The organism is Ureibacillus sp. FSL W7-1570 (genome assembly GCF_038593265.1).
In the GTDB taxonomy this organism is placed as follows: domain Bacteria; phylum Bacillota; class Bacilli; order Bacillales_A; family Planococcaceae; genus Ureibacillus; species Ureibacillus suwonensis.
The window spans coordinates 3,250,121-3,264,175 of record NZ_CP151979.1 but is presented as its reverse complement, the minus strand read 5'-3'; the positions used below and the strand labels follow the sequence as shown (position 1 = coordinate 3,264,175).

Sequence of the window (14,055 nt, the reverse complement as noted above, 5' to 3'; positions counted from 1 at the left end):
GAGGCTTGAGTATGGGTAACACAATCATTCAATTTGAAAATGTTTCAAAATCTTATGACGATGGAACAGTCGTACTGAAAAATATCAACTTTGAACTGGAAAAAGGAAAATTTTATACCCTACTGGGGCCATCAGGTTGCGGGAAAACAACCATCCTTCGAATCATCGCGGGTTTCACAGCGCCTTCTAGCGGAAACGTTTACTTTAATGGAAAAAAAATAAACAACGTTCCGGCTCACCAGCGGCAAGTCAACACAGTGTTTCAGGATTATGCACTTTTTCCTCATTTAAATGTTTTTGAAAATGTCGCGTTCGGCTTGCGCATAAAAAAAATGAAAGAAAAAGAAATCCAAGAGCGTGTGAGAGAAGCGCTGAAATTTGTCAACTTGGAAGGATTTGAAAACCGGGAAATATCCGAAATGTCAGGGGGGCAACGACAACGGGTTGCCATTGCCCGGGCCATTGTCAATGATCCGGAAGTGATTTTACTCGATGAACCATTGTCAGCTCTTGATTTAAAATTGCGTTATGAAATGCAATATGAACTCAGGGAATTGCAGCAACGCCTCGGCAAAACCTTTGTGTTTGTCACTCACGATCAAGAAGAGGCGTTGGCCATGTCCGATGAGATTTTTGTTTTGAATGATGGCGAAATTCAACAATCCGGTTCCCCTGTTGATATATACGATGAACCAATCAACCGGTTCGTTGCGGATTTCATTGGAGAATCGAACATCGTTGAGGGAATCATGTTGGAAGACTATAAAGTGCAATTTACCGGAAAAGTATTTGATTGTGTGGATAAAGGGATGAAACCGAACGAAAAAGTGGATATTGTCATCCGCCCGGAAGACTTGGAAATCACTTCCGTCGATAAAGGGAAGCTTGTTGTGACGGTGGATACCCAATTATTCCGAGGCGTGCATTATGAATTATCAACTTATGACAAAGACGGCAATGAATGGCTTGTCCATTCTTTGAAAAAGGCGGAAGTGGGCGAAGAAATCGGCTTATATTTTGAACCGGAAGCAATCCATGTCATGCGTTTGAACGAGACGGAAGAAGAATTCGACAAGCGATTGGAATCCTATGGAGATGATGAGCGGAATGCGTGATCGCGTAGCAAAGGGGCCTCTCATCCCCTATATTCTTTGGATTGTATTCTTCGTCATCGCTCCAATCGCTTTAATCATCTATTATTCCTTGCTTGATTTAAACGGCAATTTTACGCTGGAAAACTATAAACGATTCTTCTCGCCTGTTTATTTAAAAATGACCTTCACAAGCTTTTTTTACGCCGTTGTGATTACATTCTTTACTTTATTGGTATCTTACCCAACGGCCTACTTTTTGACGAAAACGAAACATAAATATCTTTGGTTGATGTTTATTATTATTCCTTCATGGATCAACTTGCTTTTAAAAACGTATGCATTTATCGGCATTTTCGGTTTATACGGACCGATCAATGCCGTCATCAGCGTGTTTGGTATCGAGCCGAAACAAATCTTGTTTACCGATTTCAGCTTTATCTTTGTAGCTGTCTATATCTTTATACCATTTATGATTATTCCGATTTTCAACTCTTTGGATAAATTAAACCCGACATTGGTGGATGCAGCGCGGGATTTAGGGGCTTCCCCTTTTACAACATTCCGCCGTGTCATTTGGCCGCTAACAATTGAAGGAGTTAAATCAGGCATTCAAGTAACATTCATTCCCGCCCTGTCGCTCTTTATGATTACGCGCTTAATAGCAGGAAACCAGGTGATTACACTGGGTACAGCTATTGAACAGCAATTCCTTGTGGCGCAAAACTGGGGAATGGGTTCAACGATTGCCGTATTCCTTGTTATCATCATGTTTGCGAGCATGATTTTTACTGCTAGAACTAGAAGAACTAAAGGAGGCCGCGTATAATGAATAAATTATCAACAACTGCAAAAATTTATCTGGTTGTCGTATTCATTATATTATACGCGCCTATCTTCTATTTGATTTTCTATTCCTTCAATAGCGGCGGTTCCATGTCCAACTTTGAGTCCTTTACTTTGGAGCATTATGAAGCCGTTTTTGAAGATTCCCGGCTGTTAGTGATATTAATTAATACCCTTATCGTCGCTTTATTATCAAGCTTAATTTCTACAATTCTTGGCACTTTAGGGGCTATTGGCATCGCATCAATCAAGAACCGGAAAATGCGAAATACTTTGCTTTCGCTCAATAATATTTTGATTGTCAGTCCGGACGTTGTGATTGGAGCAAGCTTCTTAATCCTATTTACAATGATTGGGGTTAAACTCGGATTTGCATCTGTTTTAATTTCCCATATTGCCTTCAGCATACCGATTGTTGTGTTGATGGTGCTGCCAAAACTATCCGAAATGAATCCGAATTTAATTGATGCAGCCCAGGATTTGGGGGCTACAAAAAGAGATGTCATGTATCGCGTGATTATTCCTTACATCAAACCGGGCATTTTTGCCGGCTTCTTTATGGCGCTCACTTATTCACTCGATGATTTCGCCGTTACATTTTTCGTGACAGGAAACGGATTTTCCACATTATCTGTAGAAATTTATTCCATCGCCCGTGTAGGAATTTCGTTGACTGTAAATGCCCTTTCCGGAATTATATTTATCGTGACGGTGCTGATTGTCATTGGATATTATTTCGTAACCCGCCGCACGAAATTGATTAACGGGGGGGTCGGTAAATTATGAGATCATTAATCAATTTAAGCATTGCCATTTTAATCGTCTGTGCCGGACTTTATTTTGTTGCTGGCCAGTTGGAAGCCTCCGGAAGTAAAGGAAGCAAAAATACGATTACAATCTATAACTGGGGAGACTACATCGATCCGGACTTATTGAAGCAATTTACTAAAGAAACTGGCATTAAAGTCATTTATGAAACTTTTGATTCCAATGAAGCGATGCTCACCAAAATTGAGCAAGGCGGAACAACTTACGATATCGCTGTCCCGTCTGAATATACAATCGAAATGATGATTGAAAAAGACTTGCTTTATCCGATTGATCATTCAAAAATCCCAAATTTAAAATACATCGATCCTTATTATTTGGATTTGCCTTTTGATCCTGGCAATAAATATTCCATCCCTTATTTCTGGGGTACGGTTGGCATCGTTTATAATCCAAACATGCTCTCCAAACCTTTGAATTTTGAATCATGGAACGATTTATGGGATCCTTCATTGAAAAACAAAGTATTCTTGGTGGACAGCGCCCGTGAAGTTATGGGAATGGGCTTAAACTCAATGGGGGAATCGTTGAATGCAAAAGATGAAGAACTATTGCAAAAAGCAACAGATAAGCTCATTAAACTCTCTCCCAATATTAAAGGGGTGATCGGTGATGAGATTATTCCGATGATGGAGAATAATGAAGCAGCCGTTGCTCTCACTTGGTCTGGTTCTGCCGCAGATATGATGGCGGAAAACGAAGAATTGGACTATGCGGTGCCGAAAGAAGGTTCCAATTTGTGGTTTGACAACTTTGTCATCCCGAAAACGGCGAAAAATATCGAAGGTGCCCACGCTTTTATTAACTTCATGCTCGACCCGGAAGTGGCTGCCCAAAATGCGGAATATGTCGGATACTCCACACCGAATAAAGCAGCATTAGAAATTATGGATCCGGAAATCGCCAACGATGAGCGCTTCTATCCTCCTGAAGAAATTAAAAACAGATTGGAAGTATATGAAAATCTAGGTTTGGAATGGCTCGGAAAATATAATGAATACTTTTTGCAATTCAAAATGTCCATTAAATAACATCTAAAAATGAAAAGGGTTTTACATAGTTCGATACAACGATATGTAAAACCCTTTCTTTTTTATTAACATCTTCATGATCTCATTGAGAGGCCAATGCTTTATTCACCGCTTCAATTGCATGAATTTTTGCCGTATCAAATAAAGGCGCTTCCGAATCCTCTTGCTTCACTAATAAACCAATTTCCGTGCATCCCAAAATAATTCCTTCCGCACCTTGTTCAACCAAATTCCGAATCACGTTCTTGTAATAATCTCTTGATGATGGTTGGATTTTGCCTAAACACAATTCTTCATAAATAATCTGATTGATCCTTTTTCTTTCTTCTTCATTCGGCACCAAAACTTTTATTCCGTTTGATTCAATCCGTGATTTATAAAAATCCTGCTCCATCGTGTATTTCGTCCCTAATAGTCCCACCTTTTGGAGGCTTAATCTTTTGATCTGCTCTGCAGTGGCATCCGCAATATGTAAAACGGGGATGCTTATTTTTTCTTCCACATACTCTACCACCTTATGCATCGTATTCGTACAAATGACAATAAAATCCGCCCCCGCTTTTTCCAATGAATAAGCCACATTTCCTAACAGCTTTCCTGCTTCCTCCCACTTGCTTTCCGACTGGAACCGCTCGATTTCCTCAAAATCGACGCTGTATAAAAGACATTTTGCCGAATGCAAACCACCCAATCTTTTCTTCACTTCTTCATTGATGATTCGATAGTATTCAACCGTAGATTCCCAACTCATTCCGCCGATTAGCCCTATTGTTTTCATGTAAGTTCCTCCACTATTTCATTGTCATCAGTTCAGTGAACACTTCATAAAATGCCAAAATTTCGGGAAACAACATTTTGGCATTTTGTATTTTTTGGATAAATTGATGAAAAAATATTAAAATAAAATTTGCCCGCCAGCACAGTTGATGGTTGAACCATATTTTGCCGTTGGAATCGTTATGTTTATATTTTACAAAAAAATATGTTAAATTAATGTTATTTCAAGTAAATTTCATCTATGTTTTGCCCTTCGCAATATGATAAAATATACTTCATTATTTTGAAAGAACGGTTTTTGAATTGAATGGTAGGTGTGCGTATGTCACAGAACAAGAAAAAATTCATCATCATGATGTTAATGTTTAATTTATTTATCACGATGGGAGGCGTTGGTACAGTTGTTCCGGTATTGCCTTCCTATTTGCAATTATTTGGGGTTGGAGGCACCATTCTCGGATTTTTAATTGCCGATTTTGCCTTTGCCCAATTTATTTTTTCACCGATAGCAGGAAATTTATCGGACCAACACGGAAGAAAAATTTTCATCATTATCGGTCTCATCATTTTTGGTTGTTCCCAAATTATTTTTGGAATGGCAAAAGCGATTGGCATGCTGTTCTTTGCCCGCTTTCTTACCGGTACGGGAGCAGCCTTCATCATGCCGCCGGTAATGGCCTATGCTGCGGATATTACCACCATAGAAGAACGCGGGAAAAGCATGGGGCTTTTGGGTGCAGCCATCTCTTTCGGATTTATGATCGGACCGGGAATTGGCGGCTTCCTGGCAAAAGTGAATTTGCATTTCCCTTTCTATTTTGTGGGCGTCGTTGCTCTAATCGCTGCCTTCATCTCGTATATTGTATTACCGAATATTAAAATGCAGCCAACGGAAGAAAAAATTCCAGCAAAAAATGAAAATATATTAAAACAATTAGCCCGTTCCGTACATACTTCTTACTTTGTCATGTTAATCGTTGTTTTTGTATTCAGTTTCGGCATTGCCAATTTCCAATCTACTTTGTCCATGTTTTTAACAGAGAAGTTTGATTATACACCAATGGATATCGCGATTGTGATGACGATTGGCGGATTTCTTGGCGTCATCTTGCAATTGTTCATTGTCGATCAATTATTCAAACGCTTTGGAGAAATGAAAGTCATTTTAGTCAATTTAATCATCGCGGCCATATCGATGATTGGCATGGTGTATGTCAGCGGATTCTTCCTTATTTTGTTGGTTGCATCAGTCTTTCAAATCGCCACTACCTTTATCCGGCCAGCCGTTAACACATTGATTTCAAAACTGGCAGGAAACGAGCAGGGATATGCAGCCGGCATGAATAATGCCTATATGAGTTTGGGCAATATGATCGGCCCGGCCCTTGCCGGCGTACTCCTTGAATGGAAGCTGTCTTCCCCATTTATTTTCGGTGCAATGATTTTATTCGGCTGCTACCTCTTGGCCCATCTTTGGACCGTCAAAAAAGCGCCGCAATTATTGAAAACAACAAATGAATAAAATCGTGGGCGGATGGACGCTTGCTTTCCATCCGCCCTTTTTATCTTTGGGGATAAGTTTTTTGAATATATTCAATGGAATGAAGTATAAGTTTCTTTAGTACCCCTATATCTATATCCTCCAATTTATTAATATAAACACATGCTTTCCCTTTTGTATGTTTCCCAAAATTTTCAAGCAACTTCTCCCTTTCCTGTTCATCCAGCGTGAAATATAAACTGATTTTTGACTTTCTGGGAGAAAATCCTACTAATGGCGCATCGCCTTCATGTCCGCTTGCATACTTGTAATGGTAAGAACCGAATCCGATTATGCTCGGCCCCCACATCTTCCCTTTATATCCTGTCGTGTCTTCAAAAATCTTTAATAGCTTATGGGCATCTTCACGTTTTTTTGGACTTTCGACGGCTTCGATGAATTCATTGACGTCCATGTCCGTTTCTCTCATTTTTTGTTCGTATTTTGCCATTTGCCTTCATCCTCTTTCCATTCCAAAAATTCGATATCCTTTTGATCTTCAAAAAAGATGGATTCACTCATCACTTTTGCATCACCGCCGTAAGAGCTGTTTCTTTGTTCAATCCAGGCAGCTTCACCCTTTTGATCAATCATGTTCCATGAAAAATACAACTCATTGTTTGTTGAAAATATATTGCTGAACATATCCCCGTTTTCTTTCGAAATGCCGCTCATTTCTTTATACACCTTCAGCATTCCTCCACTCAAGGGCACTACACCATAAGACTTTTCCCGGTCAAAAGATGCCCCCATCTGCAAACGGGGTTCATAATAAAAATCCTCGTCATTCCCCCGGTAAGACCGATTCCTTATCAAGTAGATATTTATTTTTTTGATTTGTTCATCTTCCGGGAAGTTCCAAACAAAATAATAAGTCGAAGGGTCGTTTTCATCCAGTTTGACGATGTTTATACTGCTATTGACCGTTTTTTCAGAAAGGCGCCATTTTCCATTTTTCCACTCCCAAAGGCTGAAGCCATATTCATTGTCTGCTGAAATAAAAGGCATAAATACATGCTTTTTATCCAAAAAAACAACATCCTGAACCGTTTTTACTTCGATTGCATTTTCTGCTTGATTCAATTTTTTTATCGCTTCCCCTTCCGATAAAAATTCATCCGGAAAAAGATTGGCCGCCAAATAAATGATGTTTGCCAACACCACCAAAATTACAGCAACAACCCCCAGGATTATTTTCTTATTTCTCATAAATCTTTCTCCTTCAACACTTTTTCATTGGAACGGAAATAAACGCTTCTCTTTTCCGTATTTACCAAAATGCCTTTCCCATCCTTTTCGATATAAATGACGGCATCCGCACCGCTTCCCCATCTTGGCTTGCTATTGGCCAATAAATATGGAAAGCGTTCATTCTCCTTTTGGAAATCATCCACCATGTCGTCATAAGAAACGACAGAAAAGAATTCCTTCTGTTTCATTTTCGATATGATTTCCATAAAATCCCCGCTTAACTGCGGATTTCCTTCTCCATCGGGATGGACTGGTATGATTTCCGCTTCAGAAATGTCGCTTATATAGTGGGACAACTCATTTTCATCGTAAATCAGATGATAGATGAAGATGGATATGAAAAAAGCGGCAAGGAAAATATAATTGCCGGCAAAGCCTAAAAGTGCATATGGACGATAATTTTTCCAACTGTTTCCCTTATTCCTTAAGAGGAAATACAAAATCCATACACCCAGCGGTAAAATGGCCAATTCAACCGTCTTTTCGAACATTGGAAAATGAATCGAAAAAGAAAATACCCCGACAATGATGACTACAATCACTTTCCATTTGCTCAATTTTTCTTCCTGTTTTCTATAAATCCTAATCGCAAGAAAGGCGATGATCCCCAATGCAACCAGATAAAAAATCAAGTCCACGATATTATCAAACCACAAATAGAATCACTCCTTCATCTTTCCATATTCTACATAAAAAGGGAGATTCCCTTTTGCCGTCCGGAAGAAATGGTAAATAATCGAGTAGGAGGGAGCGATTAACTCCCGTCCTCTCACACCACCGTACGTACGGTTCCGTATACGGCGGTTCAATTAAGATCATTGACGCAAGTTTTCATAACGAGCTTCAAGACTTTCCAACCCTTGGTTTCTCCAATAGGAGTTACCAAGGGTTCTGTGTAATATTGGACTATTTGAAATACGCCAATAACTCTTCCGAGTATTTCCCCATTCATACGCTTGCCATTGTGGTACGCCAAGCTGAATAAGGTTGCGTGTCTTTGTTTTCGGTTTCTTCCAGTTCTTCCATAGACACATTCGAAGTCTTCTACGAATCCATTTATCTAATTCAAGGAATATAGATTTGGTGTCTGCTAACGCAAAATATCCACACCATCCCATTAGATATTGATTCAGTTTCTGAATGCGGTATTCCATCGGGTAGGGCATCTTGCGTGATGTGATTTCACGAACTTTATTCTTCATTCGTTTAAGGCTTTCTTTTGCGATACGAACCTTTGGCTCTTTATGATAGGTAAAGCTAAATCCTAGAAACTTACGTTTCCATGGACGGTCGACCGCTGATTTCTTTTCATTTACTTTCAGTCGTAGTTTTCCTTCAATGAATCGTTGAATGCTTGCCATTGTGCGAAGTCCTGCTCGTTTACTTTTCACGTAAATGTTACAGTCATCCGCATATCGAACGAATTTGTGTCCTCTTCTTTCCAATTCTTTATCTAGTTCATCTAGTACAATGTTAGATAGTAGCGGACTTAATGGTCCTCCTTGTGGAGTTCCTTCTAATGTGCTTGACACCACACCATTAATCATGACTCCCGATTGTAAATACTTACGAATCAATTTCAGTAATGGTTTATCTTGGATTCTCTTCGCGAGTGTACCCATTAATCTGTCATGGTTGACCTTATCAAAGAATTTCTCCAAGTCCATATCTACAACCCATCGATATCCATCTCTTATATATTCTTTCGCTTTCCTCACCGCATCATGAGCACTTCGGTTTGGTCTAAATCCGTAGCTGTTTTCAGAGAATGTAGGGTCATACACTTTTGAAAGTACTTGGGCGATTGCTTGTTGAATCAAACGGTCTGTTACGGTAGGGATTCCTAGTAAACGAACACCGCCGTCAGGTTTCGGGATTTCGACTCTGCGGACTGGCATTGGTTCATAAGTTCCCTTGAGAATTGCCTCCTTAATAGATAGCCAGTTTTCGACTATGTGCTGTCGTAGGTTTTGTACGGGCATCATATCTACTCCGTGGCTTCCTTTATTCTGTTCTACACGTTTTAGTGCTTGAAGCATGTTCTCCCGTGACAGGATTTGATTCAAAAGCATCGTTATTCTCCTTCCGTGAATAGCTGTTCTCTTTATGCCAGTGGTCACTCCACCCTCCAAGAGGTCCCCCACGGGATTCACCGCTTCCTTCCTCAAGTGAGGTACTACGTTTTCTGTTTTCATCATGACTCACTGAATGCCAAGGGCTATTCTCTCTTAATTGTTCGGTCCTTCTTAGTTGTTCTAGACCAACTAATACTATGACCTCTGCTGACTTCTGACGGTTCAGCTACTTATCACTAAGTAGGTTATGAAGCGTACTTCACCTATCCGCCAGACCTCCCCGGGTAAGTACATGCACTTTCACACCATCTATCCGCCTCATCTACTCGATATGACCTTCGACAGAAAGAGCTTTGTTTTGTTTTGCAAACTCACTCAATCATACCTAGCCTTATATGAGGTTCGTGTTCCTCGGACCGGTGTTTTGCCTCCAGCTTCCTTCAGATTCCGCGTCACCACGGACACCCTTTCGTTGAGCTAACCTCTACTTCTGTCTTCGGGGTTCGGGACTTACACCCTATAGTTCATGTACATGCCGGGCGCACAAAAAGAGCAAATCGGAAAATGTTGTTTTGCCGATTTGCTCTTACGATATGCGCTTTAAGTTTCATTGACGGAATGGGCATGCTTTTTCACGATTTCAACAAAAGCCGCCACTTGGCGTAATTGGAAGGAAGATTCATAGCCAATCAGCCAAGTGTCCCGTGTCAACCCGATATCATGATTGCCGGATGTCAGTGCGATTTTATTGACATTTTCCCCTCCGTTCAATGTGATGGAAGGTAAAATGGCGTAACCGATCCCATTGAGCGCCATCTGCTTGCAAGTTTCAATTTGATCCACAATAATTTGCCGTTTTGGACTGGAAGCGAAATGCTCCTGCCACCAAACTTGAATTTCCTGATAATAATTGGAATCGCTTTTGAATTGAATAAAAGGCCGTTCCGTCGTTAAAACTTCTTCCAATCTCTGTATTTCTGTATCGACCAAATACATCGTGTCCCGGAATAAGTGCATTTTTTTCCCTTTCCACTCGGATTGTCCTCTGACGATTCCCACTTGGGCTTCCCCATCGTAAATCGCTCTTACAATTTCTGAACTCCAACCGGTAATTAAAGAGATTTTTACATCCGGATATGTTGTGACAAATTCTTTCAGCACTTTTGGCAGCCAGTTGATTCCGACAATCGATGCACAAGCGATCTTTAATGTACCATGCACTTTTGAATCAAGGGCCTGAATCTTTTCAAGCACTTCTTCCTTCTTCTGCAATGTTTCAATCGCATACTGAATGACCAATTCTCCTGCCGGTGTCGGTGTCAAACCTTTTTGGGAGCGGATAAATAATTGCGTCCCCCAATATTTTTCAATCGACTGCAACCGCTGGGACAAGGCCGGCTGGGTGATAAACAGCCGCTCGGCAGCCTTGCGCATGTTCCGTTCTTCCGCCAATATTTTTATAATTTCTGCTTCTGTTGTTGTCATCCAATCACTCCAAAAAAATACACTACATAAAAATTCAATAAAAATCGACAAAATCCTCTTTCCTTATGGATTTTGCCGATGATTTTCAACTGTTAATCTAATGTTTGATAAATATATTTTTTCAGCTGCTTCAAAATCACTCTTCGTGTTAAAATTCCGGCGAATGTGCCATCATAATCGACAACACATAAAAATGGATGGTTAATGACCAGATCCAATGCTTTTTTAAAAGTATCATCGATTCTCAAATAAGCCACATTCCGCTCCATGCAATCATCCACTTTGATATGGGCCAACTTCTCATATTCGATGCGTTCCAGCCCAAGTATGGATTCTGTAATCATTTTGGAACTTACCAATCCATGAATCTTAAAGTTTGTATCCAGTACCGGTACTTGCGAATATCCTGTCTTTGTCAGAACCAATAGCGCATGCTCGGCGCTGTTTCCGACCAATACGTGGGCCACTTTTTCCGCCGGGATGATGAAATCACTGATTGGCGTTTCTAAAAAAGCCCGTGTCTTTGTTGAAATCAAAACCTTCAACCCCTTCCATGAGGACCGCACTTACCAATATCATATCATATTTGACAGATTTTTGACCATGACAATGGCACATGAATTTCGGGTTGAAGGTTGAAATTAAATTATTTAATAACCGTATTTTGCCCATAAGTAAAAGATCAAAATTCCTAAAAACGTAAGAAACACCACATACATTAGAATGATTGGATTCATCAAGATGGGATGATCGCGAACCATCCTGCTGATTGGCACGTCTGTCGTGGAAGCCCGCTCATCCGTTTTCTTCATGACACCGACAGTCGTCACATACGATACTCCAATTAAAATGATGCTCACGATAATGGTTAAAACTGTCCAAACACTGTTCATCCGCAAACACTCCCTTCCTAGAGTTACAAAAAGTATGTGCCGTTTCAATCTTTTTATTCCGTACCCTGAAGGGAGTGGATTGATCTTTAAAATTTAATGTCATTCTTCCACTACAACGGTTCTCATCGCTTCCAAAATAAATTGCTCCTGGCTGTTGATGATTGGTTCTCCTTCCTTGCGTTCCTTATAATGGTATTTCCCTCTGTGGTCCTGGATGCGCGCTTTCACATTATCCGCAAGTTGGGTGGATAAAATATGCATCACCCGTTTTTTGATTTCTTCCGAATAAATCGGGAACAATATTTCCACCCGTCGTACCATGTTCCGGGTCATCATATCCGCTGAAGATAAGAAGATTTTATTTTCTCCGTTATGATGGAACCAGTAGATGCGGGAATGTTCCAAGAAACGTCCGACGATGCTTGTAACGGTGATGTTTTCACTAATACCTGGAATGCCCGGCCGCAAACAGCAAATTCCGCGTATAAGCAACTCGATTTTGACTCCATTGATGGAAGCTTCATACAGTTTCATAATTAAATCTTTATCTGTCAGTGCATTCATTTTGGCGCGGATTAAACCGTTACCGTATTTCTTATGGTATTCGATTTCTTCATCAATCAATTCAATAAACTTATCCCGAATATCATAAGGGGAAACAACAATATGGTGGAATTTCGGCTTCTCCGTATAGCCGCTCAAATAATTGAAAAAGTTCGTCGCATCGGTGCCAAATTCTTTATTTGTTGTAATAATGCCCATATCCGTATAGATTTTTGCCGTCGCATCGTTATAATTGCCCGTTCCCAAATGGACAAAGCGCTCAATTTTTCCATTCTTCCGCCGAACGACAAGGGTGATTTTCGAATGGGTTTTTAAATTATGCATTCCATAAATGACAAGGCAGCCGGACTGTTCCAACTCTTTCGCCCAGTGCACGTTGTTTTCTTCATCAAACCGCGCCTTCAACTCCACTAAGACGGTCACCTGCTTGCCATTTTCAGCCGCCTGTTTCAATGCCTGGATGATCGGTGAATTGCCGCTTACCCGATACAAAGTTTGCTTGATCGCTAAAACCGATGGATCATTTGCCGCTTCCGTAATGAATTCCACAATCGGCTCAAAGGACTCATATGGATGATGGAAGAAAAGGTCTTTTTCGAGGGCCTTCTCAAAGATATCCTCATCCGACTCCAAATCCAGCGGCCGCTGAGGAATAAAGCTTTCATACAATAAATGTTCCCTTCCCTTTGACAACTCTTTCACAAAACTAAATAAAAAGGTCAAATCAAGGGGACCGTCAATTTTAAATACATCGGATTCGCTCAGTTCAAATTCGTCTAATAAATATTCCAATACGTCATCGTCCATTTCGCCTTCCCGCACTTCCAGTCTGCTTCCAGATCCCCATTTGCGCTTTTTCAATTCCTTTTCAATTTCAACGAGCAAATCTTGTGCACCTTCTTCATGAATCGTCAAATCGGCATTTCTTGTCAATCGGAATGCCTGTACCGATTTCACTCTATAGCCGTAAAATAATCGATCCACATGGGAAGTGATCACATCTTCCAATAAAACAAACACTTTTTCGTCCGTTCCGGTTGGGACTTCAATAAAGCGGTTCAATACCGACGGCACCTGGACAATCGCCACTTTCTCATTAAACTCGCTGGATGCCCTCACATCTTCCAACATGACAAGCAAATTCAGCGTTTTTCCCTGCAAAGTCGGAAACGGGCGGTAAGCATCGACCGCAATCGGCGTCAATACCGGAAAAATCGTTTCTTCAAACAGATCATTAATATAGTGGTGCTGTTCAAAGGATAATGATTTTAAATCCGCCAAGTGTATCTTTTCTTTTGGAAGCGATTCGTAAACAAGATGTTTATAGACTTCCATCTGTCTTCGCACAAGGGCTTGGGTTTTTTCCGCAATCTTTTCCAATTGTTCCTTTGGAGTCAAGCCGGCTTTATTTTCCGGTTTATGGAATCCTGCACGGACCTGATCTTGAAGTCCCGCCACCCGAACCATGAAAAACTCGTCTAAATTGGAGCTGAATATGGCCAGAAATTTCAAGCGTTCCAATAAAGGATTTGATTCATCTTCCGCCTCTTCCAGCACCCGTTCATTGAATGCAAGCCAGCTGAGTTCCCTGTTGTTGTAATATTCAGGTTTCGCAATTTCTTCCAGCATTTTCTGCCTATCGATTTCATTCACTTCATCGACTTCAGCAAAATT

At 40.5% G+C, this 14,055-nt stretch carries 14 protein-coding genes; 5 read left to right on the top strand and 9 right to left on the bottom strand.

Going from position 1 to position 14,055, the window contains the following annotated elements:
• Window positions 1-11 precede the first annotated feature (11 nt).
• The 4 genes from NST13_RS16155 to NST13_RS16140 are packed head-to-tail and all read left to right on the top strand — an operon-like array spanning window position 12 to window position 3,796.
• Complete coding sequence (locus NST13_RS16155; protein WP_342470042.1) at window positions 12-1,115, top strand: ABC transporter ATP-binding protein; 1,104 nt, start codon at window positions 12-14, stop codon at window positions 1,113-1,115.
• Window positions 1,108-1,920, top strand: a complete 813-nt coding sequence (locus NST13_RS16150) for an ABC transporter permease (RefSeq protein ID WP_342581078.1) — start codon at window positions 1,108-1,110, stop codon at window positions 1,918-1,920. Before NST13_RS16155 ends, NST13_RS16150 begins: the two co-directional genes overlap by 8 nt.
• Window positions 1,920-2,723, top strand: a complete 804-nt coding sequence (locus NST13_RS16145; protein WP_208651862.1) for an ABC transporter permease — start codon at window positions 1,920-1,922, stop codon at window positions 2,721-2,723. The genes NST13_RS16150 and NST13_RS16145 overlap by 1 nt, the downstream gene beginning before the upstream one ends.
• Window positions 2,720-3,796 (top strand): spermidine/putrescine ABC transporter substrate-binding protein, encoded by a 1,077-nt coding sequence (locus NST13_RS16140; protein WP_342581077.1) that lies wholly within the window; start codon window positions 2,720-2,722, stop codon window positions 3,794-3,796. The genes NST13_RS16145 and NST13_RS16140 overlap by 4 nt, the downstream gene beginning before the upstream one ends.
• 82 nt (window positions 3,797-3,878) lie before the next feature.
• Here the strand turns inward: NST13_RS16140 and NST13_RS16135 are convergent, their stop codons facing one another.
• A complete protein-coding gene (locus NST13_RS16135) occupies window positions 3,879-4,574 on the bottom strand; it encodes an aspartate/glutamate racemase family protein (protein ID WP_342470046.1) in 696 nt (231 codons plus the stop codon).
• 321 nt (window positions 4,575-4,895) lie between these two features.
• Between NST13_RS16135 and NST13_RS16130 the strand changes: the two genes are divergently transcribed.
• Entirely contained in the window at window positions 4,896-6,095 is a 1,200-nt protein-coding gene (locus tag NST13_RS16130; RefSeq protein WP_342581076.1) for an MFS transporter, read from the top strand.
• A 40-nt stretch (window positions 6,096-6,135) separates the two neighbouring features.
• Here NST13_RS16130 and NST13_RS16125 read toward each other — a convergent pair whose 3' ends face one another.
• The 8 genes from NST13_RS16125 to NST13_RS16090 form a co-directional block, all read right to left on the bottom strand.
• Window positions 6,136-6,564 (bottom strand): DUF1801 domain-containing protein, encoded by a 429-nt coding sequence (locus tag NST13_RS16125; protein WP_342581075.1) that lies wholly within the window; start codon window positions 6,562-6,564, stop codon window positions 6,136-6,138.
• Window positions 6,540-7,322 carry a hypothetical protein gene (locus tag NST13_RS16120; RefSeq protein ID WP_342581074.1) on the bottom strand — a complete coding sequence of 261 codons (783 nt, stop codon included), beginning with the start codon at window positions 7,320-7,322 and terminating at the stop codon, window positions 6,540-6,542. Before NST13_RS16120 ends, NST13_RS16125 begins: the two co-directional genes overlap by 25 nt.
• Window positions 7,319-8,020 (bottom strand): hypothetical protein, encoded by a 702-nt coding sequence (locus NST13_RS16115; RefSeq protein WP_342581073.1) that lies wholly within the window; start codon window positions 8,018-8,020, stop codon window positions 7,319-7,321. Before NST13_RS16115 ends, NST13_RS16120 begins: the two co-directional genes overlap by 4 nt.
• 159 nt (window positions 8,021-8,179) lie before the next feature.
• Window positions 8,180-9,436, bottom strand: coding sequence for a group II intron reverse transcriptase/maturase (gene ltrA / locus NST13_RS16110; RefSeq protein WP_342581875.1), 1,257 nt, complete (start codon window positions 9,434-9,436; stop codon window positions 8,180-8,182).
• Window positions 9,437-10,039: 603 nt separating this feature from the next.
• Window positions 10,040-10,924: a LysR family transcriptional regulator gene (locus NST13_RS16105; RefSeq protein ID WP_342581072.1), complete on the bottom strand. Its 885-nt coding sequence runs from the start codon at window positions 10,922-10,924 to the stop codon at window positions 10,040-10,042.
• Between the two features lie 92 nt (window positions 10,925-11,016).
• Complete coding sequence (gene cbpB / locus NST13_RS16100) at window positions 11,017-11,460, bottom strand: cyclic-di-AMP-binding protein CbpB (protein ID WP_342470051.1); 444 nt, start codon at window positions 11,458-11,460, stop codon at window positions 11,017-11,019.
• A 114-nt stretch (window positions 11,461-11,574) separates the two neighbouring features.
• Entirely contained in the window at window positions 11,575-11,817 is a 243-nt protein-coding gene (locus NST13_RS16095; RefSeq protein WP_342470052.1) for a short-chain dehydrogenase, read from the bottom strand.
• 99 nt (window positions 11,818-11,916) lie between these two features.
• Window positions 11,917-14,010, bottom strand: coding sequence for an RNA degradosome polyphosphate kinase (locus tag NST13_RS16090; RefSeq protein ID WP_342471168.1), 2,094 nt, complete (start codon window positions 14,008-14,010; stop codon window positions 11,917-11,919).
• Between the last annotated feature and the right edge of the window lie 45 nt (window positions 14,011-14,055).